This window comes from Ruegeria sp. B1 (assembly GCF_056535885.1).
In genome coordinates this window covers 957919-983869 of the sequence record NZ_JBQFJA010000001.1, presented here as the reverse complement: position 1 = coordinate 983869, position 25951 = coordinate 957919, and the positions used below count along the sequence as shown (strand labels likewise).

The following is a 25951-nucleotide window of genomic DNA, read 5'->3' as shown; positions in this document are numbered from 1 at the left end:
CCGATGGAGTATCTCAATGTCTGACCTGCGTGAAATCGCGATGACATCCAAGGCTTGGCCCTTTGAAGAGGCGCGGCGGTTGCTCAAACGGTACAGACAGGGGGCTCCGGACAAGGGGTATGTGCTGTTTGAGACGGGCTATGGCCCCTCGGGGCTACCGCATATCGGGACGTTTGGCGAGGTGGCGCGGACCACGATGGTCAAACGTGCGTTTGAGGCACTGTCGGATATTCCGACCAAGCTGATCTGTTTCTCGGACGATCTGGATGGCATGCGCAAAGTGCCCAGCAACGTGCCGAACCCTGAGGCGTTGCAGGACTATTTGCAATGTCCGCTGACCTCGGTGCCGGATCCGTTTGGCGAATATCCCAGTTTTGGTGAGCATAACAATGCCATGCTGCGCAGGTTCCTCGATACCTTCGGGTTCGAGTACGAGTTTTACTCGGCGCGGGAATTCTACCGCTCAGGTCAGTTCGACGAGATCCTGAAGCGGGCCGTGGAAAACTACGACGACGTGATGGCCATCATGCTGAAAAGCCTGCGGGAAGAACGCCAGCAGACCTATTCGATCTTCCTGCCGATCCATCCTGAGACGGGACAGGTTCTCTATGTGCCGATGAAGAAGGTCTGTGCCGAAACCTACACGGTCACCTTTGACGACGAGGACGGCAAGGAATGGACGCTTCCCGTCACCGGCGGCCACGTGAAGCTGCAGTGGAAGCCGGATTTCGGTGCGCGCTGGGCGGCGCTGGGCGTGGATTTCGAGATGTACGGCAAGGAGCACGCCACCAATGAAAAGATCTATGACTCGATCTGCCGGGCCTTGGGCGGTCGTGCGCCCGAGCATTTCAGCTATGAGCTGTTTCTGGATGAGAACGGGCAGAAGATTTCGAAATCGTCGGGCAATGGCGTGTCGATTGACGAATGGCTGACCTATGCGCCGACCGAGTCGCTGGCGTATTTTATGTATCAAAAGCCCAAAACGGCGAAACGGATGCATTTCGACGTGATCCCGAAGGCCTATGATGAGTATCACCAGCAGCTGCGCGCCTATCCGGGGCAGGACCTGAAGGCGCAGTTGAACAACCCGGTGTGGCATATACACGGCGGGGACGTGCCTGCATCCACTCTGATGGTGCCCTTCGCGATGCTGTTGAATCTGGCGTCCGTATCAGGTGCCGAGGACAAAGAGGCTCTGTGGGGCTTTATTCGTCGCTATGCGCCCGAGGCCACGGCGGAAACGCACCCTGATCTGGATCAGGCGGCGGGCTTTGCGGTGCGCTATTTCAACGATTTCGTGAAACCGACGCGCAAGCACCGCGCGCCGACAGAGCAAGAGCGCGAGGCGCTTGACGCGTTGAAGACGGCTTTGGCGGCCTATGACGGCCCCGTCGAGGACGAGGCGCTGCAATCGGTGGTCTACGCGGTTGGTCGCGAGCGCTTTGACCCGCTGCGCGGCTGGTTCACGGCGCTGTATGAAGTGCTGCTGGGGGCCTCGCAAGGGCCTCGGTTCGGTGGGTTCATCGCGCTTTATGGAGTGCCGGAAACCATCGCCCTGATCGACAAGGCGCTGGCTGGAGAGTTGGTCTGATTTGACCTAAAGGCGTATGGGGCTAATCTTCCGGTAGGAGGATGACCCATGCGCCGTTTGTTACTCGCTGCTTCTCTGAGCGCCGGACTGGCCTCGGGAGCCTTTGGCCAGAACGCCGAAATCGAGGCGAACATCGCGGCGCAGATACAGGCATTCAAGGCAGATGACTTTGCCACCGCCTTTACCTTTGCCAGCCCCAATATCCAGCGCTTGTTCGGAACGCCCGAGAATTTCGGGGTCATGGTGCGACGCGGCTATCCGATGGTTTGGCGCCCTGCGGATGTGCGCTTTCTTGAGTTGCGTGAGATCAACGGCGCCTTGTGGCAGAAAGTCATGGTCACAGACAATGACGGTCGGGTTCACATCCTGGACTATCAGATGATCCAGCAGGACAATGGCTGGAAAATCAATGGCGTTCAGTTGCTGGGAAATTCTGACCCGACCGCTTGATGCAACACCACCGTCACGGTGATGAGAGCGGCGGTTAACTCCTTTTCGATACTCAGACTTTCGCGTTCGGGCTGGACCTGAACACGGGTTTGAACGTGCCGCAAGGGCATGCGGCGCGATTGGGAAAGGGATTTCTATGAACAAGGCAATCACCGACGGCATAGTGTTCATGCCGCCTCAATTCGCGAATGGTCTGGGCGTGTGGTCCGCCGGCGACGGAACGCCCGGATCACCGACCTATGAGGGGTCGGGGACCGGGGCGTTTGTGCCAGCTGACGCGGATTTTGGGGGTTGTCTCGAGATACTGAAGGTCAATGCAACGCAGCAGTTGCGATACATGGGCCAAACGCCGTTGCTGCCGGGGTGTTACCTGCAGATCAAGGCGCGGGTCAAAGCGATCAGCGGCCCGCTGCCCGAGGTTCGGATTGCTGGCTGGGCCGGAGGTGCAGGTGATGCGCATGTGACGGGCTTGGTCGAGCAGGGCCCGGCGACCCAACTGTCAGGCTATGGCACCGTGCTCGAGATCACGGCGATCGTGGGCACTGGGCAGCGCCCTGGCGTGGACATGCCATGGGGGGTTGCCGCGCTCTATGGGCATTTCGGTCTGGATATCGAGGGGGCGAATGGCGCGCTGGTGCGGGTCGATGACATTGAAATCACCGATGTCACCGGTGTCTTCCTGCGCGAGATGATCAGCATCGTCGACGTGCGTGATTTCGGGGCCGTCGGAGATGGTTTGACCGATGACTCGGCGGCGTTCGAGGCGGCGGATCAGGCGGCGGGCGGGCGCCGGGTTTATGTGCCTCAGGGCTCTTATCTGCTGGCCGAAACCACTAGCATGGCATCTGAGATGGATTTCGAAGGCACGGTCACGATGCCCGACGACAAGATGCTGTTGCTGACCAAGAATTTCGACCTGCCCAGCTATATCTCGGCCTTTGGCGACGAGGAGCTGGCGTTCAAAAAGGCGTTTCAGGCGCTGCTGAACAATTCAGATCATGAATCGCTGGATCTGGGTGGGCGCAAGATTGCCGTCACGGGGCCGATAGATATGGCTGCCGCTGTGCCCAACAAACAGAGTGGTTTTTCCACGCGACGGATCGTGCGTAACGGCCAGTTCGATGTCAAAAGCAGCTCGGCCTGGGATACCGAGACCTTTACCTCGGTCGCGACGTACGATCCAGCGGATTCCACCCGCCTGACAAATGTGGCCAACGTGGCCAACATTCCGGTGGGATCGCTGGTGCAGGGCAATGGGGTTGGGCGTGAGATATACGTGCGGTCGAAGGATGTAGGCGCGGGTGAGATCACCCTGAATGCGCCGATCTATGACGCTTCTGGCACCCAGACCTACACGTTCGTGTCGTTCAAATACCTGCTAGATTTCGGTGGCTTCGCCGTTTTGCGAAAATTCGGCATGGAGCAGATTGAGTTCCAGTGTAACGGTCGATGCAGCGGGATCCGTCTGGCGCCGTCGGGCAGCACGTTTTCCCTTACCGATTGCTTTGTCAGCAGACCGCTGGATCGCGGCATCACCTCGTTTGGGACCGGGTGCAAGGGCATGCTGATCGACAATTGCCAGTTCCTGTCCAGCGAAGAATCCTTCATTGTCCCGGATCGCAATTCGATTGCACTGAACACCAACGCCAACGACGTGAAGATCCGGCACAATCGGGCCGTCCGGTTCAAGCACTTTGCGGTGCTGGCGGGTGACAACAATATGGTTCTGGGCAACCACTTCTTTCAGGGAGACAGTATTCCGCTTGGTGTCAGAACCGCCGGGCTGATCATGATCGGACCTTACAACAGCTCGACCATAGCCGAGAACTATGTCGACAACTGCTTTGTCGAGTGGACGAACGAGCGGGATTCAGTGCCCACATACACCGCCGGGTACTCGTTCAGCGCGATGAGTATCACCGACAACATTTTCTATTCCAGCGAAGCGCCGCCATGGTTCAGCTATATCGTTATCCGTCCGCACGGTCCGGGGCATTTCCTGAACGGGCTGGCCGTGACCGGCAACAAGTTCCGCTCTAACAGCAGCGATCTGGACCGGGCGGAGCGGGTGGACACGACATTTGCCGATCTCGACAGCAATCGACATCTCAATGTCACCTTCAGAAACAACACCTATCACGGAATTTCGGCCAAGGTGGAAAACCCGCTGCGGGTGCGTCACACCCAGAACAGCCCCGCCCAGGTTTGGACGGTCGGATCGCAAAGCCGCTTGCCCTTTGGGGGAAAGGCCCGCAATTGTGATGCTGTGACCGCTCTGGGACCCCTCAGAACCGTATTGAACACGACGCGCTACACTGCGCCATACGTCGATGTCGAGCAAGGCAGCAACGGGGATGCGGTGCAACTGCGCTGGCAGGAAAATCTGAAGGGTGAAGTGTCGGTGATGATGCGCATTGAAAGCTGAGTCAATCCAAAGCCGTCCCGCCCGGGCGGCTTTGTCCCCTATCGGTCCAGGTTGGATGATTGACCGCGCTATCCGACGGGGGCGAGAAACAGGTCTGCCTGCCCTGGAAACGTGATACCTTTCAAAAAGCTGTGTTAGGCTCGGATCAGCCAATGGAGGATTCAGATGCCTAACATAGCCAAAAATGCCAGCGTGCAGACTGTGATTACAACATTCGAAATGACCCCCGGAACCTGCCAAGATCTCTTGGAAGCGTTGACGGATGCCTATTCCAATTTCATTTCCAAACAACCCGGTTTTGTTGCCGCCGGATTACATGTCAACGACGCCCAGACCCGCATCGCCAATTACTCGCAATGGCGGCGGCGCGAAGACTTTCTGGCCATGTTGCGCACACCCGAGATGCGCGACCGAAACCGCAAGATCAACGAATTGTGCAAGAGTTTCGAACCTGTCATGTATGACGTCGCAGAAACATTTGACGATCCCTGATATGGATCAAAGCCCAAACCGGATGTTCGGGGCAAGCTAAACGCGCAGAAATGGAGTCCCGCGTTATGTATCACAAAATCCTTGTCCCGATTTCCTTCGATGCCGAGCGCGATACGTCGGCTCCGTTGAAACTTGCGCAGGTGTTGGCGACACCTGATGCGCAGGTAATCCTGCTGCATGTGGTCGAGCACATTCCGAACTATGCGATATCCTATATGCCCTCCGAGTACCTGAAAGAAGCGCGCAAGGCCATTCAAACCGAACTGGATAATCTGGCCGCAAAGGTTCCAGGGGCGAAGGGTGTTGTTGTTGAGGGGCATTCCGGACGGACGATTTTGGATTGGGTCGAGGTAAACGAACCGGACCTTATCATCATGGCCTCGCACCGGCCGGGGATGCAGGATTTGTTGCTCGGATCCACTGCGGCACATGTCGTGCGGCATGCCAAATGTGCGGTACACGTCGTCCGCTAACGGTCAGAAATCCGCGGCAGTCAAGCGGTAGGCTTTGCCAAACCCGCCGTTCAGCAAGCCGTCGTGGACGTCAAAGCGGACAAAACTGAAATCCGCGAAGTCGATATAGAGCTTCGCCTTGGGGCGCAGGCGCAGGTATCTCTCGCGCAGGGTGTCGTGCTCTGCCGTGCCGCGCGGGATCGGCAGGGCGGTCGCATGTAGCGTCAGGCGCGGATGGGTCAGCGGGTCGCCCGTGCCGCCCGGCTCGCCAACCAAAAGTGAACAGGCAGGGTCGTTCTGCAATGCTCTTGTGTGATCCGACAGCGTCGAGATCAGCGTCACGGGCCGCCCCAGATCGTCGGTTGCCAGCGCGATGCGCGAGACAGATGGCAAGCCATTGTCGGGGCGCAGAAACGACAGCGATGCATGGGTTGCCGTCTTTATCAGGTCCCGCGCAAGGGTCCGGGCCGCGTCATCCGTTTGGCGATAGGGGTCGGTTTTGGTCACGTGCCTCGGTCCGGTTGTTCGAGATTTTCTCAGTGATACACACGCGCCGGGCTCTATGCGAGCCCTGCGCGTCGATGACTCCTATTTGCTGCCTTCGCATTGCCACAAATCCGATGTATCCATTGCGCATCATGGTTGGAAAATCTGTGCACGAAGAGGCGGATATGCCTCCGTCCAAACGACAGCGCCGTGCCGATGCAACGCGGCGCGAGGCCTTGTCGCCCGTGCGTATCATCTTGATGGTTTTGTTGCTGCCGCTGACCGTCGGTGTGGTCTCGGCCGGCATCTTTTTACGCATCTCCGACTATGACCGGAACGAGGCGGTGCTGCACCTTCTGGCTATGGCAGGCTGCGATACGGTAGAGGCCCTGGGTTTTGGCCCGTTTCGTGAGGGCCAGGCGGGGTATCACAAGCGCAACGACCCGGATGGGGACGGGGTGGCTTGCGGCTCGGTTGGTCTGCAACCCATCCAGAGCGCCACACCACAAAGCACGCCGCCATCAACCAGTGCGCCGACCCAGCGCGCGGTTGGCAACGCCAAGTTCGTGCGCCCCTGATCCTGTCTCTTGGCCGGACCGGGGTACTTGGTCGCAGACGGGGTGACATTGGGACGGCGCGCCCCATTTCATTTTGACAGCAACAGGAGAGCGTCTGATGAAATGTCCGATTGATGGAGCCGACTTGGTGATCGCCGACCGCAGCGGGGTCGAGATAGACTACTGCCCGCAATGCCGAGGTGTATGGCTGGACCGAGGCGAGTTGGACAAGATCATCGAAAGATCGGCTTCCTATAACGCACCTCCGCCTCCGCCGCGCCAGCGCTACGACGACCGGTCAGATCACGGATACCGCAAAAAGAAGAAACGCGGCGGTTTTCTTGACGAGCTGTTCGATTTCTGAGCCCGGCTGTTAGTCTCAGGACAGCTGCGCACCGGCGCAGTCGCGGAAAATCTGAACCTCCGGTGCCGCACCGCCTAGCGGGAATTGCGTGACCTGATCCTGCGTAAAGGCATAGGCCGTTTCGTTGTATTCCAACCCGTCCAGCACGTTCCCGAACCCCGTATCGGTGACCGTTAGTGTGGATGCATCCGGTGAAAGCGTGTGGCGCGCAGTCGCAATGTCGATTGTGCGAGAGCCGTCAAACCGCATGGCAAACCAAGGCGCCTCGGCCCAGCCACCGTCCAAGCGGGTAATAGTGAGGGTGTAGAGCGGACGACCGGGATCGTAGGTCAGAAAGATACGCGCCGTGTCGGTGTCATGCACCAGGGTACAGATCTGTCCAAAACCGTGGCTTCCCACGCCTGTGCAGGTGTGCCGAGGAGCAGGCTGAGTACAAGAACACGCATCCGGTGAAGCTAGTCGTGTCAGACCGTTTGGCAAGTTCTGCGCATGAGAGGGCTGCCGTTCAATATGCAGAGCGGTACAACCGTTTCAGCTGCGTCCGTGCGGAATGTCGGCCGTCTTGCCGGGCGCTGAAGACGCCGCGGCCCCGAGCAACCCCAGTGTTTTTGCGGTGAGAATACCCGATAAAATATGTCAACTATATGTTTTTATTCGATTTTTTATTGACATTGCGTTGGTTGCTCTTGTATCCGGCATATAACGGATTCACAGGAACCCAGCTGCAGCAAGCTATCGTAAGCAACAGCACGCAAAAGCCAGCCTCGCGCCAGCAAAAGCAAGCCAAAGCCAACGAAAGCCAGCTTACGCCAGCGACAGTCAGCCCGAAGCAAGCCATCGCACGCCAGAGTGAGGCACCCAGCTGAATTCGTTTGATTTTCCGGACATCTGAAATGCTTGGAACGGGTCGCTCCCAAGGGGTATTGAGCACACGGCCTTTGCCCTGAGGCATATCCTGTGACCTAAAAAAAAGAACAGAGACCAAAGCCGACGCTAATTCCAGATTCCTTTTGGACTCTGGGTATTATACAATCACCTCGATCGCCTCCTGCGCGCCAACGCCAAACACCCGCTTGTATCGCTCGATTTGGTCGGACGGACCCATGGCCTTTTCCGGGTTGTCCGACAGCTTTACGGTCGGGCGCCCATTCGCCGACACCGCCTTGCAGACCAGAGAAAACGGCGCCAAGGCGTCATTGGGCACGAGACCCCGGAAATCATTGGTGAGCAAGGTGCCCCAGCCAAACGAGATATTGGCGCGCTCGGTAAACTGGGCGTGCAACTCGTGAATCTTGTCCACGTCCAGACCGTCCGAGAAGATGATCCGCTTGTCTTTTGGATCTTCGCCGCGCGATTTCCACCAGCCGATGGCGATTTCGGCGCCTGCCGCCGGATCGCCGCTGTCGATGCGGATACCCGTCCACCCCGCCAGCCAGTCAGGCGCACGATCCAGAAACCCCTTGGTGCCGTACGTGTCCGGCAAAATGATCCGCAGATTGCCGTCATGCTCGTCATGCCAATCGCTCAGAACATCATAGGGCGCCTGCGCCAGTTCCGCGTCACTGTTGGCCAGCGCTGAATACACCATCGGCAACTCATGCGCGTTTGTCCCGATGGCCTCAACCTCGCGGCGCATGGCAATCAGGCAATTCGAGGTACCGGTAAACGAGCCGCCCAGCCCTTCGATCATCGCCTGGACACACCAATCCTGCCAGAGAAACGAATGCCGCCGCCGCGTCCCGAAATCAGCGATGCCCAGGCCGTCAATTGCGCCCAACTGTTCGATTTTCTGCCAGACACGGGTCATGGCGCGGGCGTACAACACCTGCAATTCAAAGCGGCGCATCTGATTGATGACCGCGCGTGATCGCAGTTCCATCAGCACTGCCAGTGCCGGAATCTCCCACAGCATGACCTCGTGCCATTTGCCCTCGAAGGTCAGTTCATACTGATCGCCTTTCCGCTCAAGGTGATAGGGAGGCAGGCGCAGATCTTCGAACCACTCCATGAAATCCGAGCGGAACATCTGGCGCTTGCCGTAGAACATGTTGCCGCGCAGCCAGGTGCTCTCGCCCCGGCTGAGGCTGAGCGACCGGATGTGATCAAGCTGTTCGCGCAGCTCTCCCTCGTCGATCAGACGGGCCAGAGGTACGTGATTCGAGCGGTTGATCAGTGAAAAAACGACATCTGTTTGAGGCTTGTTTCGAAACACTGACTGGCACATCAGCAGTTTGTAGAAGTCTGTGTCGATCAAAGACCGCACAATCGGGTCGATCTTCCATTTGTGATTGTAGACACGGGTCGCGATGTCGACCATGGGGAACTCCTGCGATTTCCGTTGTTAGATCAATCGACACCGTGAATGGCAAGAGTCGCTGAATTGGTGACAATGCCCAGCTCAAGTCACATTGCGGGCATATTGTGCGTTCTGTTCGCCAATTAGTGAAGTGTGGGGATGGAACGAAAAGGTTGAAGTTGGTGAATGAGTCTCGAGTACGATTTTGACATTGTTAAGAAGACATTTGGCGACATAGACACCGAAGACACGGGACCTGATGATAAAGACGGTGCCGTGGTTCTTGCGCTGTTTCGGGACATCAAAACCGCAGATGCCCTGCGCGGCGCGTCACCAAAAATCCGCAAGATGTTTCTGGATGCCGGGTTTGGTCTGGACGACCATGTCAGCGGCATCGCGTCCGGCGTGTATCCGCCCGAGGACCTGCCGGACCGGGACAGGATTTTGCGCGCTTTGTTCGCCAATATCAAAAGCCGGGGCGTGCAAGGCGAATATTGCGGTGAGTTCGATCTGTGGCAGTTCCTGGACTGTGTTCGGCGCGCGCGACCCAAGGCCGGTGTTGTGCGTGTCCGGCCTGTTCGGCGGAAAGTCCCGCAGCGAACTGAGAGTAAACCGAAACGGCGCGCACTGCCCGGTCGGATTGGTTTTGCGCTGGGGCTGGCGGTCATTTTGTTTGCGTTGTTCAAGTATCTGGCTGCAGCCGGCGCGTCGCCTTAGGTCAATGCAACGCCGACATCCCGCATGGCCTGTTGTGCCACCGCAAGCGAGCCGTCCATGTCAATCGCACGGCACGCGCTTAGCTGGACGGTGACATCAAAGCCAAGCTTGGCCGCGTCGACAGCCGAATAGTGCACACAGAAATCGGTTGCCAATCCGACCATGGTGAGTTGGCCGATCCCGCGCGTTTCCAGATAGCCTTTCAGGCCGGTTGGCGTAGTCTGGTCGTTCTCAAAAAAGGCAGAGTAACTGTCGATGGCACTGCGGAAGCCCTTGCGCAGGATCAGGTCGCCATCGGTGCGCAGATCAGGGTGGAATGCTGCCCCATCGGAGCCCTGAACGCAGTGATCCGGCCACAGGACCTGAGGCCCATAGGGCATGTCGGCCATCTCGAACGGCGCCTTGCCCGAATGTGAACTGGCGAACGACGAATGACCAGCGGGGTGCCAATCCTGCGTCAGGATCACGGCGTCAAACTCATCCATCATGGCATTGATCGGTGCAACGATCTCGTCACCGCCTGCCACGGCCAGCGCGCCGCCGGGGCAAAAATCGTTCTGGACGTCGATTACGATCAGCGCGTGGGTCATGGTGGCCTCCTTGGATGCCCTATCGGTAGGGGGCCGGACGCGGGGCGTCAATGCGGTCTCTTGCGACTCTGTGCCTGCAGGTTTAGACCGCGCGCATGTACACGATCGCTGCCCTCTATCACTTTACCCGGTTCCCGGATCACATTGCCCTGCGTGCGCCTTTGGCAAAACTTTGCTGTGCACAATCGGTCAAAGGCACTTTGCTGTTGGCGCAAGAGGGGATCAACGGCACGATCGCTGGCCCCCGTGCCGGGATCGACGCAGTGTTGGCCCATATCCGTGCGTTGCCCGGCTGCGCGGATCTGGAGTGGAAAGAGGCGACCGCCGATCACCCGCCGTTTGGCAAAATGAAGGTGCGTCTAAAAAAAGAGATCGTGACCATGGGCCAGCCGGATATCGACCCGCGCGCCCGCGTCGGCAACTATGTCGAACCGCAGGAATGGAACGATCTGATCCGCTCGGACGATGTGGTGGTCATTGATACGCGCAATGACTACGAGGTGGCGATTGGCACATTTGAAGGCGCAATAGACCCTGAAACTGCCAGCTTTCGGGACTTTCCGGCCTGGTGGGAGGCAAACAAAGACCGCTTTCACAATAAACGTGTTGCCATGTTCTGCACAGGCGGCATTCGGTGCGAAAAATCCACCAACTACCTGCTAGGGCAGGGGGTTGAGGATGTCTATCACCTGAAAGGCGGCATCCTGCGCTATCTCGAAGAAATGCCGGCCGAGGACAGTGCGTGGCATGGCGAATGCTTCGTCTTCGACAACCGCGTGTCCGTGGGGCACGGGCTGGTCGAAGGGCCGCACAACCTGTGCCACGGGTGTCGACGCCCGATTCTGCCCGAGGACATGAAGCGCCCGGAATACGAGCATGGTGTGTGTTGTCACCAGTGCATCAACGAGACATCCGAGGTGGACAAGGGGCGATTCCGCGAACGGCAGAAACAAATCCTGCTGGCCCGTGCGCGTGGGGTCGAGCACCTGGGTTCAGACTGACTGGCACGGAATTCGGGTTGCGGTGATCGGCTCGAACCCCGAAGATTGCCTGCAAATCAGCCAATTGGAGCGCGCATGTCCCGCGAACCCAGAACTTTGGAAGAATGGAAATCGACGCTGGTTGCAGCGCTTGGGCTGGTTTTGGCCAGCTTTCTGGCGTGGTTCGGGCTGTCTCGTCTCAGTGATGCAACCGCAGGGGACACCATCGGCACGGTTGCTGCAGTGGGACTGGTAGTTTGGATCGTTTCGCAATCCTGGTTCTACGTAACGCAGGTCAGGTCACCTCGCCGGCTTTTGTTCCTGATGGGTGTGTCCTTTATTCAGGTGGTCCCGTTTCTATTCGCCGCTGTGTACGGGGCATTCGGGTACAATGATCTTTGCGTTCTTGGTGCAAACGGGCCTGCGGACGTGCTGTATTTCTCATATGTCACGTTTACTACCGTGGGATACGGCGATCTGACCCCTGTCGGCCTGTGCAGGGGCCTTGCCGCGGCCGAGGCCGTCACCGGATACATTCTGCTTGGCATGTTTGTGGCGGCGGCAGTCAGCATATACGCGCGCACCCACACCCATCACTGATTATCGGTTCTTATCGATCCAGCGCGACATCATCTGTTTGTCGCGAAAACATTCCGACGGGATCGGGCGCCGTTTGCTGCGCGAGATCCGTTCGGCAAAGGCAACCTGCTTGCCGGTCGGGTAGTTGGCAAAGGGCGAGGGATCCTGCGGTTTGTTTGCCGAGATCCAGTCCGACATGGATTTGCGATCACGTTGCGCCTCGACCGGAATCTCAAGCGCCGATTTTTCTGCAATCGCGCGGGCATAACGTATTTGCCGGTCGGTAACCGGTAACAGGTGATAATCGTTGCTGGGCGCGTCGAACCAGCTTTGACGGGCAGCGTTGGACATGGCTCATTAACCTTTGTTCCACGTGAGAACAAATATAGAACATTCTCGGAACTGTTTCAAGATTTCTGCTGATCGCGACACTTGGCGTGCCGTTTTCAAACCAGCCTGTCCCGTCGTCTTGCGACCATATTCGGCGCGCGTTATCTGCGCGTCCAACACAGATCAAAGGACGATTCCATGAGATTTCAACCCACCGCCAGTCACTTCATCGACGGCGCGTATGTCGAAGACACCGACGGCACCGAAATCAACGTTGTGTTTCCTGCCACCGGCGAGGTGATCGCCCGGCTGCATTCCGCTACGCCTGCTATCGTGGAAAAGGCTCTAAATAGTGCAAAAGAAGCCCAATCCGCCTGGGAGGCTCTGTCCGGAACCGAGCGCGGGCGGGTGCTGCGACGTGCGGCTGACATCATGCGCGCGCGTAACCGTGAATTGTCCGTTATCGAGACGCACGACACCGGCAAGCCCCTGCAGGAGACCCTGGTGGCGGACGCTACAAGTGGCGCGGATGCACTGGAGTATTTCGGTGGGTTGGCCGCGTCCCTGACCGGTGAGCACATCCCGCTGGGCGGCGGTGATTTTGTCTACACCATCCGCGAAGCGCTGGGCGTTTGCGTTGGAATCGGGGCCTGGAATTATCCGACCCAGATCGCCTGTTGGAAAGGCGCCCCGGCGCTGGCCTGCGGCAACGCTATGATATTCAAACCCTCCGAGACCACGCCTTTATCCGCATTGCAAGTTGCGGAGATTCTGGTCGAGGCCGGTGCACCCAAGGGCATCTACAATGTCGTTCAAGGTTACGGAGACGTGGGGGCCGCGCTGGTCACCGACCCGCGCGTGGCCAAGGTGTCGTTGACGGGATCGGTTCCAACCGGGCGTAAAGTCTATGCTGCTGCGGCCGATGGGATGAAGCATGTGACGATGGAACTGGGCGGCAAATCCCCGATGATCGTGTTCGACGATGCGGACATCGAAAATGCGGTGTCGGGTGCGATCCTTGGCAATTTCTATTCCTCGGGGCAGGTCTGCTCGAACGGCACACGTGTCTTTGTGCAAAAAGGGATCAGAGAGGCCTTTCTGACCCGTCTGTCCGAACGCCTTGCTACGGCCAAGATCGGTGACCCGCTCGACGAAGCGGTGAATTTTGGTCCGATGGTCAGCGAAAACCAGATGAATATTGCTTTGGGATACATCGAAAAGGGCAAGGCGGAAGGGGCACGGCTGGTCCATGGCGGCGCGCGGATCGATGGCGAGGGCTTTTATATTCAGCCCACCGTTTTTGCAGATGTCACCGACGATATGACAATCGCGCGCGAGGAAATCTTTGGCCCGGTGATGTCGGTGCTTGATTTCGACACCGAGGAGGACGTGTTGGCCCGCGCCAACGGAACCGAATTCGGGCTGGCGGCCGGTGTTTTCACCAATGACCTGACCCGGGCTCACCGTATCGTGGCTGCATTCGAGGCGGGCACCTGCTACATCAACACCTACAACAATGCGCCCGTCGAAGCTCCGTTTGGCGGGTCCAAGATGTCAGGTGTCGGGCGCGAAAACTCGAAACTGGCGATCAATCATTTCAGTGAAATGAAGACCGTCTACGTGTCCATGAATGATATCGAGGCACCCTACTAACTCAACTTCACATGAGAGTTTTTGGGTTTAAAAACCTCTGTTCCCGACATTTCGCGTCGGGAACAGAGCACAAGCCCCATCCGACCTATGGCTGACTTTCTTGTATCCGAGCCGCTCTGAGAGGCCCGCATTACAGGAGAATTGTCCTATGAAAACCCACGCACAGGCCGTTGTGATCGGAGGAGGCCTGGTCGGATGTTCGATCCTCTACCACCTTGCCAAGCCTGGATGGACCGATGTGATCCTGCTGGAACGGGACGAGTTGACCAGCGGCTCGACCTGGCATGCGGCAGCGAACATTCATGGGCTGCACGACAACAACAACATTACCCGTATCCAGCACTATACGATGAACCTGTACAAAAAGCTGGAGAAGGAAACCGGGCAGGGCTGCGGGGTGTTCCAATCGGGGTCTCTCTATCTGGCCCAGGCCGAAGACCGAGAGCACCAGTTGCGCCTTCAGGAAGCCAAAGCGAAATTCTACGGTCTGAATTTCTACGAGATCAGCCGCGAACAGGCGATGAAACTGCACCCGCTGGCCCAGTTCGACGACATCCGCTGTATCATGTTTGAACCAGATGGCGGCAACGTGGACCCCTCGGGTGTGACCCATGCCTACGCCGCCGGTGCCCGGGCGATGGGTGCCACCATTGAGCGGTTTTGCCCTGTGATAGGCACTGATCAGCAGCCAGACGGCAGTTGGGTCGTGCGCACCGAAAAGGGCGATATCCGAACGCAATGGGTGGTCAATGCGGGTGGTCTGTGGGGGCGCGAGGTTGCCGCGCTGGCCGGTATCGAGTTGCCGTTGCAACCGACTGAACACCAGTATTTTGTCACCGAGGCGATTGACGAAGTTGCCACTCTGGGCCGTCGTCTGCCGTCGATCGCCGACCGCGACGGCGAATATTACTTCCGGCAGGAAGGCAACGGGCTGCTGATCGGGGCGTATGAGAAGGACATGCGGTTCTGGGCGGAAGACGGCACACCGTTGGATTTCGCTCATGACCTCTTTCCCGACGATCTGGACCGGATCATGAAAAACGTCATCCGCGCGACGGAACGCGTGCCAGTGGCTGCCACTGCAGGGGTCAAACGGGTCATCAACGGGCCGATGATCTGGTCTCCGGATTCGAATGCGATCTGGGGCCCGGTGCCCGAGCTGCAGAACTATTTCTGTTGCACCGGTATCATCCCCGGCTTTTCGCAGTCGGGTGGACTTGGCTTGTTGTCTGCGCAATGGATGATCGAGGGTGAACCGCAATACGACATGTTTGCCTGGGATCTGGCGGGATTTGGCGATTGGGCCGATAAAAAGTTCACCAAGGCGCGGGTCGAGGATCAGTATGTGCACCGCTTTGCCATCCATTTTCCCAACGAAGAACGCAGCGCGGGCCGACCGGCCCGCGTGCGCCCCGCTTATGAAATGCAAAAGGACATGGGTTGCGTCTTTGGGCTCAACTGCGGCTGGGAACACCCTCTCTGGTTCGCCGATCAGCCCGGCGCGGTGGAAACCAATGGCTTCACACGCCAAAACTGGTGGGAGCCGGTTGGGCGCGAGGTCCGGATGCTGCGCGAAAGCGTGGGCATTATCGATATCTCGAATTTCGCAAACTACGTTGCTAAAGGACCGGGCGCCCATGCCTGGCTGGATCGTCTGGTCGCGAACCGCGTGCCGACCGAGGTTGGTCGCTCTTGCCTGACGCCGCTGATTTCGGTCCGGGGTGGCGTGGCGGGTGACTTTACCATCACCAAAGTTGCTGAAGACAACTACATGATGATCGGTTCCGGTATGGCCGAACGCTATCATCAGCGATTCTTCAACATGGTGGACCTCCCCAAGGATACAACGTTCGAGATTGCCACTGATCGCATTGCCGGCTTCAATGTGGCCGGGCCCAAATCCCGCGAGGTTCTACAGCGTTTGACGAATACGGATCTGTCCAACGACGCCTTCCGGTTTATGCGATCGCGGACCATTGAGGTGGCGGGGGTCACCTGTCTGGCAATCCGTGTCAGTTTTACCGGTGATCTGGGATGGGAACTGCATTGTGCCGAAGAGGATCAGATCCAGCTCTATACGGCGCTTTTGGAGGCTGCCAAGGAACTGTGTGGCGGTCCGGTGGGGGGGCGCGCGCTGGGGTCCTTGCGTATCGAAAAGGGCTATGGCTCTTGGGGCCGCGAATACTCGCAGGAATACTGGCCGCAGGAAGTTGGTCTGGCCGGGTTGGTCAAGCTGGACAAAGAGTTTCTGCACAAAGACGCCTATTTGTCCGTCAGGGACAATGCCCCGCGGGAAGTGTTGTCGATCTTTGAGGTAGACGCCAAAGATGCCGATGCAGCAGGTGGCGAGCCGATTTTCACACCAGACGGACGATCCGTTGGGCGCGTGACGTCGGGGGCTTATGGGTATTCGGTCGGCAAATCGCTGGCAATCGGATATGCGGACCCCAAACTGGCAGAGCCCGGCGATACGGTCGAGATATTCATCCTCGGCAAACCGCACACCGCCCGGGTTCTTGCCAAACCACCGTTCGATCCGGATGGGTTGCGCCTGCGGGACATCCGGGCATCGGTGATGGAGCCGGTCAAGTGACGGATACGTTCACCCGCATCGCCGAGTTTACCCTCAACCGGTCGGTGAAGGATTTTCCGGCCAGCGCGCGCGAGGCTGCGGCGCTGCTGATGCTGGACACGATGGGTGTCCTGATCGCTTCGGGCCCGATGGAGGCCGGTGTGATTGCCCGCGATACTGCCGCATTACTGTATGGCAGCACCGATCCGTCCCACAGCGCCCGCATGATGTTCGACGGGCGAAGGGTCAGCTTGGCCGGAGCGGCCTATGCCGCGGCCACGCAGACGGACAATCTGGACGGCCATGACGGTTACAATCCGACCAAGGGTCACATCGGGGTCGTCGTTTTGCCCGCGCTGGCCGCTCTTGCGGAACACTGTCCGGATCTGAGCGGCCCGGACGCTCTGGCAGCTGTTGTCACCGGGTACGAGATTGCCGGGCGGGCCGGTCTGTCGCTGCATGCAAGCGTCAGCGATTACCACACATCCGGCGCATGGAATGCGCTGGGTGTTGTTGCGATGGCCGCGCGATTGCGCGGGCACTCACCGGAAACCATGCGTCAGGCAATGGGCATCGCCGAGTACCATGGGCCCCGCAGTCAGATGATGCGCGAGATTGCAAATCCGACAATGCTGCATGACGGCTCGGGTTGGGGTGCCATGGTCGGAATGTCGGCGGCGATCCTTGCCGAGCAGGGATTTACCGGCGCCCCTGCGATCACCATCGAGGCCGACGTGGTCGCGCCGCACTGGGCGAATCTGGGCCAGTTCTGGCAGGTCGAACATCAATACATCAAACCTTATCCGATTTGCCGATGGGCCCATGCTGCCATTGATGGCCTGCGCGCGGTTATGCAGGAGCACGGTTTGATCCATGACCAGATTGAGGCGGTGCATATCCACAGTTTCAACGAGGCAGTTTGCCTTTACGCGGGCATCCCGGACACTACATCGCAAGCACAATATTCGCTGGCCTTCGCCGTGGCTGTTCAGGCGGTGCATGGCCGTATTGAGGCCAGGCACATCTCGGGTTCGGGTTTAACCGACCCGGATGTGGCCGGGTTGATGTCACGCATTCACGTCGCTGAGCGTGACCGGCACAATGCGCGTTTCCCGCAGGGGCGCTGGGCGGATGTTGAGATTACCACCTCGGACGGTCGCATCCTGACCTCGGGCGATGTCAATGCCCGCGGCGGGCCCGAGGCACCGCTGGACAAAGAAGATGTCATGAAGAAATTCCACCAGTACGCATCGCCTGTTATTGGCGACAAACGGGCAGAAGACATCAGCGCAACCATTTTGAGTTGGACGAAACCCGGATCGCGCTATGCTGATCTGGCCAACCTTATCTACGCGCCTGTGATGCCCTGATAGAAGTAATTCAGTTTTACAATGGGCGCATGGTCGCGCTGCTACCCAGTCTTCCCCGCCAAAGTGTTTGCGTTCCGGTTGTGTAGCGAAGAGCGACGTTATGGCAGTTGGACCGCATCCATCATGCCGGCGATCACCTGCCGTATCTCGGCGCTGTCCTTCAACAGATACGCTGCATCGGCCAATGGTTTGTCGGGTTGCCGCTCCGCCGGGTTCGACAGCGTTTGGGTTGCACCGTTCAATGCGGCATACTGATCGACCGGGTCTGCGGTAACATTCTCTCCAAGCCCCGCCAGCCAGAACAGTCGATTGGCGGCCTCGGTTTCGCCCAGATCGCGCAGGATTGAGCCCGCGGCCTCAAAATCACCGGTCGCCTGCAAGGCCTGAACCCTCAGGGACAACGCCTCGGGCGACTCGTCTCCGGACAGGTCCAGCATTGCCTGATGCGGTCTGTCATCCGCCAACGCTGCGCGGGCGCGCAGCCGGGCCCTCTCTGCTCGTCGGATACTGTCCTGCGGTCTGCCGGCCAGGTGCCGCGCCTGAGCAGAGAACCCCAGCGCCGCCAACCTATCTGATAAGGCAATGGCTGTTTCAGTTGTCAGTGAGCCGGTCATTTCTTGCGACATTCCAACCGTCTGGCGCAGGAAAGTCAGGTCATCCGACCGTTCGGCAAGCACTTGCAAATGGCGGTTCAAAGCCCCGACTTGGTCAGCACTGTCCGAAAGGGTCTGAATCTGCGCCAACGCTGCATCAAACTGCTGGTTCAGACTCAAGGCAATTGCGTGCGTTCGCGCCATTAGCGGACCGATTTCTGAGCGACGCAGTTCTTTCGCATAAGAGGCGGCGAGGTCCAGTTCCCGGGGCGATACGGCGCCCCGATCCACCCATCGTTTTTCGACCAGACGAGCAAGGGCGATCGGTGCCTCGGTCGCAGCATCCGGCGCACTTATGACCTCGGTCAACAGGTTTTCGGCACGGTCAGGATCTCCCTCGGCCTGCGCAACTTGAGCCTTGGCCTGCGCCAACTCCGGCGGAGTGTCTGACTCAACCCGTTCGGCCGCGCGCAAAACGCGACGCGCGGCTTCCAGTTCCTGCGCATCCACAAGAATAGACGACAGGACCGGTCCTAACGTGCGTCTCAAATGATCCGGCAGCCGCACAAAGGATTGCTCGATCACCTCCAACCGGGCGTCAGGCGACAGTGCCCGCTCGCTGAGAACCGCCCACAAAGCGGCGTCACTCTCGCAATGTTGCAAACCGCGAAAAGGGTTCCGATGCGTTGGCCTTTGGTCGTCCACAAGGGCGGCAATCGCAGCTACCCGCTCCCTTTCGTCCGGCTTGGCTTCCAATAAACTCAGAGTCTGGAGCGCCTCAGCCCCAAACCCATAAAACGCGTAGAGCTTGGCGAGCGCTACAGCCCGTTCGCGATCAATACGGTCAAATTCATGGAACAAACCGGCTCTTAAATCCGCCACCTGCTCGGGGAATGGGCGCGTGTCGGTCCAGCTGTCAAAGCCAAGCCCGACGTTTGAAATACAGACCGGTTCCGTTTCGATCTGCTGCAGTTCGATGCCTAGCGGAGCGCTCGCGTCATCCAGCACCGTCGATAGATTGACATTGTCGCCCAACCTCCGAGGACCGGCCGAAAGTTCAACGGCAACGGAACCGCGCGGACCGGCCGTCGCGAGGTTCAGGTCCAGAATCTGCCGGTCTGCCCCCTGCAGCAGGCGCGTTGACAATGCGTCCTCAAATCCCTGTCTTTTCAGGTTCAGCAAGGGCAGAGCCATAGCCTGCGCGGGCCCCAGAACCTCGGATGTGTCCCGGGGTTCGGGGTCTCGAAAAACCGGCGCCGGAATATCGAACGCCAGCGGCGGCAGTACAGTTCCTGGCGCGATATCCACCACAATCATCGATTGCTGATACAGAAATGCGGACGCAACGCAGTCGCAGCCGAATTCCAAGTCCAGCGCTGCGCCCGGCTGAGTCTGTGACACGGATGCCAGCCGATTGGATGACAACCGCCGAAAGACGGAACTAGTACCAAACGTCACACCATCTATCGCGACGGACAGTCGTGCCCCGTTTTTACGATGTGTCAGTACCCAGCCGGTGTCCGGCGGTACTTGAACGACAAGCCGCGTGTAGCCATCGTGCTCGCCGGATCGGACCGTGACTTCCCGGGATGCCGCGCCGGTCGCGCCAGCGACCAGCAGCGAAACCAAAATACATATCCGGATCATGCTGCCGCCTGCTTGATTTCCTTTAATGCCACTTCCAACTCGGTAAAATCAGGACGATTGTGGGTTGGTGTGTTCTGACGGCCGACTTCAATGCACATGGCGGCGTTGTGATTGTGCAGATTGGCCACAAGCACCTCTTTGATGAGCTGATAAAAGTGATTGTCTTCTTCAACGACCGCTTTCAATCGACCTGCAAATGGTCCGACCAACCCGTAGGACAGAAAGACGCCCAAAAACGTGCCGACCAGCGCGCCGCCGATCAGTTTTCCCAGAACTTCGGGCGGTTGATCGATTGAGCCCATAGTCTTGATCACGCCGAGAACCGCAGCGACGATTCCCAATGCAGGAAGGCCGTCCGCGACAACCTGCAACGCGTGGCTGGAATGCATGGCATGATGGAAATTTGCCTCCATCCGTTTTTCCAGAACCTCCTCGACCTGATGCGGGTCGTCATAGTTCATCGCTGCCGACCGCATCGTATCACAAATCAGGTCTACCGCCTCTTTGTCCGCCTGAATTTTGGGGTAGATCGAGAACAGAGACGAGTTTTCCGGCTCCTCAATATGCTGTTCCAGGTCAACTGGGTTCGCTCGCGCAGTCCTGATCAGGGAAAACAACAGGCAGAGCAGATCGCGATAGTCTTCGGGCTTCCACTTCGGTCCTTTGAAGATCTTCCCCATATCCTTGATGGTATGTTTGATCGCGCTTTTGTCATTGGCGATCAGAAAGGCCCCGACCGCAGCCCCGCATATGATCATGATCTCGAAAGGCAAAGACTTTAGAATGATCGCCATCTTTCCGCCGGCTGCAAGATACCCGCCGAAGACCATGACAAAAATGAAGACAATTCCAAACAACCCGATCATCTGAAACCTCCGGCGACATCGAAAAGGGGATTAAAGACCATGACCGTCATTCCACCGGCGCGTTGGCGTTGCGGCCCGCCATCACAACACTGATCGTATAGGCAGCCTCTGGGTTGAGACCGGCCAGAACACCAGCCGCCGCATCCGGAGGCATGCGCGACAGAAATCCGGCGGCAAAGGTCGGGTCCATTGTTTCAAACAGTGCGGCTGCGTCTTTAGGCTTCATATTCTGATACACATCCGTTAGCTGTGTCAGGTCGGTTTCAGCAGCCTGCTCGGCAATGACCAGCGTGGCGCGCAGTTTTTCTTCGGCCTCCTGCAAAGCCATTAATCGTGTCTCAATGGCCTGATCGGCGATCTCCAGCGCCTTTTCCTTGTCCTGCAAGGCAACCTCGCGCTGTTCCAATACTTCTTCTCGGCGCAAAAGCTCTGTTAAAAGAACCTGCATGTCGGGTGCGAGGGGCTCGGATTTGGGTGCCTCGGGATCAGCGTTTGTGGCAAAGGCTGGTCCCGTTTCCAATGCCAGCCGAATTGCCGCCGATCCCAGCAACAGCAGGGAAATTACTGTCAATACGCCACTGACAGTGCGGGTTGGGCCTCTCCGGGGCGACGCACCTATCATGCCGATGTCTCGCTTTGCTTGCGATCATGTCGGAGGAACATCACCCCCTTGGGTGCCGTTTCGGCGTCGGATTTGGTCGTGGGCGTTGGTCCAATCACAGCAGGTGCGGCATTTGGTTCATCGAAAACCGAACCTTCGGTTTCAGTGTCGTTTGGACCGTCATCGGTATCCGGAGATTTCGGGCTGGCCGGTACGCTGTCATCCGCGGGAACGATGTCATGCATGGACGCCATCATCAATTCAAGACGCTGTGCCACGGACTCGGCCCTGTGCGTCAGGTCTTTCAGAAGGTCGCCCGAGTGATCGGATGCGTTGCGCGCACTGTCGAGCGATTTTTTGAGCTCATCCACCTGCGACGACAGGACCGCAACCGCGCCTCCAACGCCTTTTTCAAGATCGGTAAAGCGTTTTAGCCGACGGGACAGAACGAAACAGTAAAGACCGGCACCCAGCGCTCCGGCAACCAGCAAAATATCTGCTATAAGCTCCAATTCCGCCTCCTAATTCAGTACAAATTCCATCACCAGAACGTCGCGCACACGACCCTCCCCGACCACGATTTCGATGCGTCGCAGCAGATGTCCTCGGATGCGCATCAAGGCCAGTGAATCCTCCAGGTCCGAAACCTCGACTGCGCGCAGATACCCATTCAGGACATCCATGATTCGCGGTTGCATTTTTTCCACGTCAGAGGTGTACGGCGCGTTAACTTCGAGCTGTGCGTGAAACTTAAGATGCCGGGCTTCGCCGGCATTTACGGACACGATCACCGGCGGCAGATCGACGAAACGCACGTCCGCCAACGCTTTGGCGGGTTTGTCCGCAGCGTCCGTAGCACTACCATCAGTTTTTGCGGCACCTCCGAAGGGCAGCAGGTCGGAAGTGGTCAGGAAGTACCCCACAGCTGCGCCGGAAATCGCCAGAATCAACCCGGCGATCAGTCTGTTTTTTCCTTTTTTGTCAGGTGTTTCCGCTTGTTCTGCAGTTGAGTCGGTCATGACGTCCTCATCCATTTAATCTTTGCCAGTGATAACCCTGCAGAACTAACCGATTGTTAAGGGCAATCGTCCAAACAGGGGGCGCGTCGGACAGAATGTCGGCGAGTCGGAGGTGAGCGTGCAGCAGATCGGAACTGTCTGGGCAAGTTTGGACAGGCGTAAGCAAATCATCGTTGCCGGTGCGGTCGTGCTGGTGTTTTTAGGGGTTTTGGCGATGTCACGGCTGGTGACTGCTCCGTCGATGACACTGCTGTATGCGGGTCTGGAGAACGGCGCTGCTGGTGACATCGTGCGCGCGCTGGATCAGCGCGGTGTGCCTTATGAGATTCGCGGCGGTTCCATTTATGTGCCGGGCGGCCAGCGCGATGAACTGCGCATGACGCTGGCCAGCGAAGGCCTGCCCGCCAACGGCAGCCGGGGCTATGAACTGCTCGATTCCCTCAGTGGCTTCGGAACCACCTCGCAGATGTTCGATGCAGCTTATTGGCGCGCCAAGGAGGGTGAGTTGGCGCGCACAATTGTCGGCAGTCGCTATGTCAGCCAGGCGCGTGTTCACATTGCCAACGGGTCAGCCAACCCGTTTCAGCGCAGCATCGCACCGACTGCCTCGGTTTATCTAGTGCCGTCAGGCGCACAGATCACCGGCGATCAGGCCAAGGCGATCCGGTTTCTCGTGGCCTCGGCGGTCAGTGGGATGGCGCCGGAAAGTGTCACCGTTATCGATTCGAACGGGTCCGTGATCGGGGGTCAGGACACTGCGGTTGCTGCGGACACCGCAGATGACAAATCCCGCTTGCTACGTGAACGCGTGCTGCGTCTGGTCGAGGCCCGCGTCGGCACCGGAAACGCCGTGGTTGAGGTGAGTGTCGACACGGTCACCAAAACCGAATCGATCCGCGAGCGCCGTTTTGACCCAAAGGGCCGCGTCGCGATCAGCACCGATGTCGAGGAACGGTCGGACAGCGCGCGCAACCAATCCTCAGATGTCACCGTGGCCTCGAACCTACCGGACGGTGACGGCGCGGGTGGGGACGAATCGAACTCAACCGCGACACAGACCCGCGAACGGGTGAATTATGAAGTGTCGGAAACGGAACTCGAAGTGCACAGCGCGCCGGGAGCTATCAAACGCCTGACCGTGGCGGTTCTGGTCAACGGAACCCGCACCACAGATGCGACAGGCGCTGAGGTGTTCACTCCGTTGCCAGAAGCCGAGTTGGATGCATTGCAGGAATTAGTAGCGTCGGCTGTTGGGTTTGATGCCGAGCGGGGGGATGTGATCACCCTGAAATCTCTGGATTTGCCTCTGATTGAGCCCCAGGGGACACTGGCCTCGGCCTCACTGTGGCGCAATATCCATCTCGACGCCATGTCCCTGATCCAGTTGGCCGTTCTGGCCGTTGTGTCTCTGGTTCTGGCCCTGTTCGTGATCCGGCCGATACTTATGAAGCCGCCCACGCCCCCGACCTTGCTGCCGGCAGCATCTGGGTCCGGGTCAGAGGATACGCCGGTTCTGGTTGGCGAGATTGCTGCGGATGACGCGTCGGGTTTCGAGGCCTTGTCAGCTCATTCGGCGCAGCCGGTGCTGGCGCCTGCCCCACCTGCGGACCCGGTCGATCGGTTGCGGTCGATGATTGGTGACAAACAGGAGGAAACGGTCGAAATCCTGCGCAGCTGGCTTGAAGAGGGTGAGGAGACAGCCTGATGTCGATCGCCCATCTTCTTGAGGATTTCACATTGCACTCTGGCGGAGGCGCGCTTCACCTGCTGGACCAAGAGGCCCTGGAGGATCAGCGTCTTACTGCGTTCGAGGACGGCTATGGCGCGGGCTGGGAAGACGCCGTTCAAGCACAAGAGAAAAGCCGGGGGCAGGTATCGATGGAACTCGGTAAGTCTTTGGAAGACATGTATTTTACCTACCATGAGGCAATCGCCCGCATGAGCCTTTCGTTGGAGCCGATGTTTCAAAGCCTGATCCAAGTGGTCCTACCAGAGATGATGGAGCGCAGCTTCGCCCTGCGGGTAACCGAACAACTATGTGACATGGCTCGTGAACACATGAACCAGCCGATGCAGATTATGGTCCCGGAAGGCCGCTCGGAGGATGTTGAGGCGTTGCTTCCACAGGACCTGTCCTCGAAACCGCGTGTTGTTGAAGACCCTGCGCTGGATCAGGGTCAGGCACGACTGCAGGTGGGTACGGCCGCCAGAGAAGTGGATTGTGATGCAGTGCTGGCGTCCATCGCGCAGGTATTCGAAGCATATCTATTTGAAGCGAGAGAGGTTTTGTCCAATGAGTGATCCCCAGATCCCGAACCCCGAAAAATCCAACCCGTTCGATACGGTCCCGATCGAAGTAACGGTATCGGTTGGCCGTGCGCGCCCATTGATCCGCGACCTGCTCAATATGGGTGAGAATGCCGTTCTGACACTAGATAAGCGCGTCGAGGATCCGGTGGACCTGTATGTCGGCGATCAACTGGTTGCCCGTGGGCTGCTGGAAGAAATGGAAGGCGATCAGGCGGGACAGTTGGCCGTGCGGCTAACCGAGATTGCGGACCTGCAAAACGGGATCGGCTGATGCGCCGCCTGATCTGGCTGGTTCTGCTGGCCGCTTTTATGACGCCAACGTTGGCCGCCGCACAAGATGTGACCTTGTCGCTGGGCGACGGTGAGTCGCTCTCGGCACGCACCATCCAACTGATTCTGCTGATCACGATCCTCAGTCTTGCGCCGGGGCTGGCTATTATGATCACCTGTTTTCCGTTTCTGATCACCGTTCTGGCCATTCTGAGGCAGGGGATCGGGCTGCAGCAATCGCCGCCTAACATGTTGATTGTCAGCCTGGCGCTGTTTCTGACCTATTTCATTATGGAGCCCGTCTTTACCGAAGCATGGACGGCCGGGATTCGCCCGATGATTGACGAAACACTGGCGGTCGAACCGGCGCTGGAACGTGCGTTGGAGCCGTTTCGCGTGTTTATGGCATCCCGGCTGGATCAGGACACATTTTATTCAATGGCGGCGCTGCGCCCGGACGGAGAAGAGATGGAATTGTCGCCTGCGGCCCCTCTGTCCGTTCTGATGCCATCTTTCATGTTGTCGGAAATTGCGCGGGCGTTTCAGATCGGCTTCCTGATCTTTTTGCCATTTCTGATCATCGACCTCGTCGTGGCCGCCGTTCTGATGTCGATGGGCATGATGATGGTGCCGCCGGCCATCGTGTCTTTGCCGTTCAAACTGGCATTCTTTGTTATTGCAGACGGATGGGCGCTGATTGCAGGCGCCTTGGTCCGCAGTTACATGCCTTAGAGGCGGCCT

The 25951-nt window shown here is 58.4% G+C and carries 27 protein-coding genes; 17 read left to right on the top strand and 10 right to left on the bottom strand.

The annotated features are described in order from the left end of the window. Positions 1–16: 16 nt before the first annotated feature. The 5 genes from ACR3ES_RS04715 (at position 17) to ACR3ES_RS04695 (ending at position 5431) form a co-directional block, all read left to right on the top strand. Positions 17–1591: a lysine--tRNA ligase gene (locus ACR3ES_RS04715; protein WP_170428159.1), complete on the top strand. Its 1575-nt coding sequence runs from the start codon at positions 17–19 to the stop codon at positions 1589–1591. Between the two features lie 48 nt (positions 1592–1639). Further along, positions 1640–2041, top strand: coding sequence for a DUF4864 domain-containing protein (locus ACR3ES_RS04710; RefSeq protein ID WP_170428162.1), 402 nt, complete (start codon positions 1640–1642; stop codon positions 2039–2041). Positions 2042–2177: 136 nt separating this feature from the next. Then, positions 2178–4466, top strand: coding sequence for a glycosyl hydrolase family 28-related protein (locus tag ACR3ES_RS04705; RefSeq protein WP_170428165.1), 2289 nt, complete (start codon positions 2178–2180; stop codon positions 4464–4466). 165 nt (positions 4467–4631) lie between these two features. Further along, complete coding sequence (locus ACR3ES_RS04700; protein WP_170428168.1) at positions 4632–4958, top strand: antibiotic biosynthesis monooxygenase family protein; 327 nt, start codon at positions 4632–4634, stop codon at positions 4956–4958. Positions 4959–5023: 65 nt separating this feature from the next. Then, positions 5024–5431 (top strand): universal stress protein, encoded by a 408-nt coding sequence (locus tag ACR3ES_RS04695; protein ID WP_170428171.1) that lies wholly within the window; start codon positions 5024–5026, stop codon positions 5429–5431. A gap of 3 nt (positions 5432–5434) precedes the next feature. Here the strand turns inward: ACR3ES_RS04695 and ACR3ES_RS04690 are convergent, their stop codons facing one another. Then, positions 5435–5917, bottom strand: a complete 483-nt coding sequence (locus tag ACR3ES_RS04690) for a pyridoxamine 5'-phosphate oxidase family protein (RefSeq protein ID WP_170428173.1) — start codon at positions 5915–5917, stop codon at positions 5435–5437. A gap of 131 nt (positions 5918–6048) precedes the next feature. On the opposite strand from ACR3ES_RS04690, the gene ACR3ES_RS04685 reads away from it, so the two are divergent. Together ACR3ES_RS04685 and ACR3ES_RS04680 are read left to right on the top strand one after the other, a co-directional pair. After that, on the top strand, positions 6049–6474 hold the full coding sequence (locus ACR3ES_RS04685) for an excalibur calcium-binding domain-containing protein (protein WP_480426457.1): 426 nt from the start codon (positions 6049–6051) through the stop codon (positions 6472–6474). Positions 6475–6571: 97 nt separating this feature from the next. Continuing rightward, positions 6572–6817, top strand: a complete 246-nt coding sequence (locus tag ACR3ES_RS04680) for a zf-TFIIB domain-containing protein (RefSeq protein WP_170428179.1) — start codon at positions 6572–6574, stop codon at positions 6815–6817. 15 nt (positions 6818–6832) lie between these two features. On the opposite strand, the gene ACR3ES_RS04675 is transcribed toward ACR3ES_RS04680, so the two are convergent. Together ACR3ES_RS04675 and pncB are read right to left on the bottom strand one after the other, a co-directional pair. Next, positions 6833–7180 carry a hypothetical protein gene (locus ACR3ES_RS04675; RefSeq protein ID WP_170428182.1) on the bottom strand — a complete coding sequence of 116 codons (348 nt, stop codon included), beginning with the start codon at positions 7178–7180 and terminating at the stop codon, positions 6833–6835. 661 nt (positions 7181–7841) lie between these two features. Further along, positions 7842–9134 carry a nicotinate phosphoribosyltransferase gene (gene pncB / locus ACR3ES_RS04670; protein WP_170428185.1) on the bottom strand — a complete coding sequence of 431 codons (1293 nt, stop codon included), beginning with the start codon at positions 9132–9134 and terminating at the stop codon, positions 7842–7844. A gap of 165 nt (positions 9135–9299) precedes the next feature. Here pncB and ACR3ES_RS04665 point away from each other — a divergent pair, with 165 nt between their 5' ends. Continuing rightward, positions 9300–9830 (top strand): hypothetical protein, encoded by a 531-nt coding sequence (locus ACR3ES_RS04665; protein WP_170428188.1) that lies wholly within the window; start codon positions 9300–9302, stop codon positions 9828–9830. Here the strand turns inward: ACR3ES_RS04665 and pncA are convergent. Then, positions 9827–10420 carry a bifunctional nicotinamidase/pyrazinamidase gene (gene pncA, locus ACR3ES_RS04660; RefSeq protein WP_170428191.1) on the bottom strand — a complete coding sequence of 198 codons (594 nt, stop codon included), beginning with the start codon at positions 10418–10420 and terminating at the stop codon, positions 9827–9829. The two genes, ACR3ES_RS04665 and pncA, sit on opposite strands and share 4 nt — an antisense overlap. Positions 10421–10515: 95 nt before the next feature. On the opposite strand from pncA, the gene trhO reads away from it, so the two are divergent. Then, a complete protein-coding gene (trhO, locus tag ACR3ES_RS04655; RefSeq protein WP_170428194.1) occupies positions 10516–11421 on the top strand; it encodes an oxygen-dependent tRNA uridine(34) hydroxylase TrhO in 906 nt (301 codons plus the stop codon). A gap of 75 nt (positions 11422–11496) precedes the next feature. Beyond that, on the top strand, positions 11497–12000 hold the full coding sequence (locus ACR3ES_RS04650) for a potassium channel family protein (protein ID WP_170428197.1): 504 nt from the start codon (positions 11497–11499) through the stop codon (positions 11998–12000). Here the strand turns inward: ACR3ES_RS04650 and ACR3ES_RS04645 are convergent, their stop codons facing one another. Continuing rightward, entirely contained in the window at positions 12001–12330 is a 330-nt protein-coding gene (locus ACR3ES_RS04645; protein ID WP_170428200.1) for a hypothetical protein, read from the bottom strand. Positions 12331–12507: 177 nt separating this feature from the next. On the opposite strand from ACR3ES_RS04645, the gene betB reads away from it, so the two are divergent. The 3 genes from betB to ACR3ES_RS04630 all read left to right on the top strand — a co-directional run bounded on the left by betB (position 12508) and on the right by ACR3ES_RS04630 (position 17904). Further along, positions 12508–13962, top strand: a complete 1455-nt coding sequence (gene betB, locus ACR3ES_RS04640) for a betaine-aldehyde dehydrogenase (RefSeq protein ID WP_170428203.1) — start codon at positions 12508–12510, stop codon at positions 13960–13962. A gap of 148 nt (positions 13963–14110) precedes the next feature. After that, positions 14111–16555 carry a GcvT family protein gene (locus ACR3ES_RS04635; RefSeq protein ID WP_480424931.1) on the top strand — a complete coding sequence of 815 codons (2445 nt, stop codon included), beginning with the start codon at positions 14111–14113 and terminating at the stop codon, positions 16553–16555. Further along, the gene (locus ACR3ES_RS04630; RefSeq protein ID WP_170428208.1) at positions 16552–17904 is read left to right on the top strand and encodes an MmgE/PrpD family protein; all 1353 of its coding nucleotides are present in this window, start codon (positions 16552–16554) and stop codon (positions 17902–17904) included. The genes ACR3ES_RS04635 and ACR3ES_RS04630 overlap by 4 nt, the downstream gene beginning before the upstream one ends. Before the next feature lie 98 nt (positions 17905–18002). On the opposite strand, the gene ACR3ES_RS04625 is transcribed toward ACR3ES_RS04630, so the two are convergent. Genes ACR3ES_RS04625 through ACR3ES_RS04605 form a run of 5 tightly spaced genes read right to left on the bottom strand, consistent with a single transcriptional unit; the run spans position 18003 to position 22630 of the window. Further along, positions 18003–20144 carry a hypothetical protein gene (locus ACR3ES_RS04625; RefSeq protein WP_170428211.1) on the bottom strand — a complete coding sequence of 714 codons (2142 nt, stop codon included), beginning with the start codon at positions 20142–20144 and terminating at the stop codon, positions 18003–18005. Next, complete coding sequence (gene motA, locus ACR3ES_RS04620; RefSeq protein ID WP_170428214.1) at positions 20141–21010, bottom strand: flagellar motor stator protein MotA; 870 nt, start codon at positions 21008–21010, stop codon at positions 20141–20143. The genes ACR3ES_RS04625 and motA overlap by 4 nt, the downstream gene beginning before the upstream one ends. A gap of 46 nt (positions 21011–21056) precedes the next feature. Beyond that, on the bottom strand, positions 21057–21632 hold the full coding sequence (locus ACR3ES_RS04615) for a magnesium transporter MgtE N-terminal domain-containing protein (RefSeq protein WP_170428216.1): 576 nt from the start codon (positions 21630–21632) through the stop codon (positions 21057–21059). Next, complete coding sequence (locus ACR3ES_RS04610) at positions 21629–22123, bottom strand: hypothetical protein (protein ID WP_170428219.1); 495 nt, start codon at positions 22121–22123, stop codon at positions 21629–21631. Before ACR3ES_RS04610 ends, ACR3ES_RS04615 begins: the two co-directional genes overlap by 4 nt. Positions 22124–22132: 9 nt before the next feature. Then, on the bottom strand, positions 22133–22630 hold the full coding sequence (locus tag ACR3ES_RS04605; protein ID WP_170428222.1) for a flagellar basal body-associated FliL family protein: 498 nt from the start codon (positions 22628–22630) through the stop codon (positions 22133–22135). Between the two features lie 118 nt (positions 22631–22748). Between ACR3ES_RS04605 and fliF the strand changes: the two genes are divergently transcribed. The 4 genes from fliF to fliP are packed head-to-tail and all read left to right on the top strand — an operon-like array spanning position 22749 to position 25942. Continuing rightward, positions 22749–24335 carry a flagellar basal-body MS-ring/collar protein FliF gene (fliF, locus tag ACR3ES_RS04600; protein ID WP_170428225.1) on the top strand — a complete coding sequence of 529 codons (1587 nt, stop codon included), beginning with the start codon at positions 22749–22751 and terminating at the stop codon, positions 24333–24335. Continuing rightward, positions 24335–24931, top strand: a complete 597-nt coding sequence (locus tag ACR3ES_RS04595; RefSeq protein ID WP_170428228.1) for an ABC transporter ATP-binding protein — start codon at positions 24335–24337, stop codon at positions 24929–24931. Before fliF ends, ACR3ES_RS04595 begins: the two co-directional genes overlap by 1 nt. After that, complete coding sequence (locus ACR3ES_RS04590; RefSeq protein WP_170428231.1) at positions 24924–25211, top strand: FliM/FliN family flagellar motor C-terminal domain-containing protein; 288 nt, start codon at positions 24924–24926, stop codon at positions 25209–25211. The genes ACR3ES_RS04595 and ACR3ES_RS04590 overlap by 8 nt, the downstream gene beginning before the upstream one ends. Then, the gene (fliP, locus tag ACR3ES_RS04585) at positions 25211–25942 is read left to right on the top strand and encodes a flagellar type III secretion system pore protein FliP (RefSeq protein ID WP_170428236.1); all 732 of its coding nucleotides are present in this window, start codon (positions 25211–25213) and stop codon (positions 25940–25942) included. Before ACR3ES_RS04590 ends, fliP begins: the two co-directional genes overlap by 1 nt. The last annotated feature ends 9 nt before the right edge of the window (positions 25943–25951 follow it).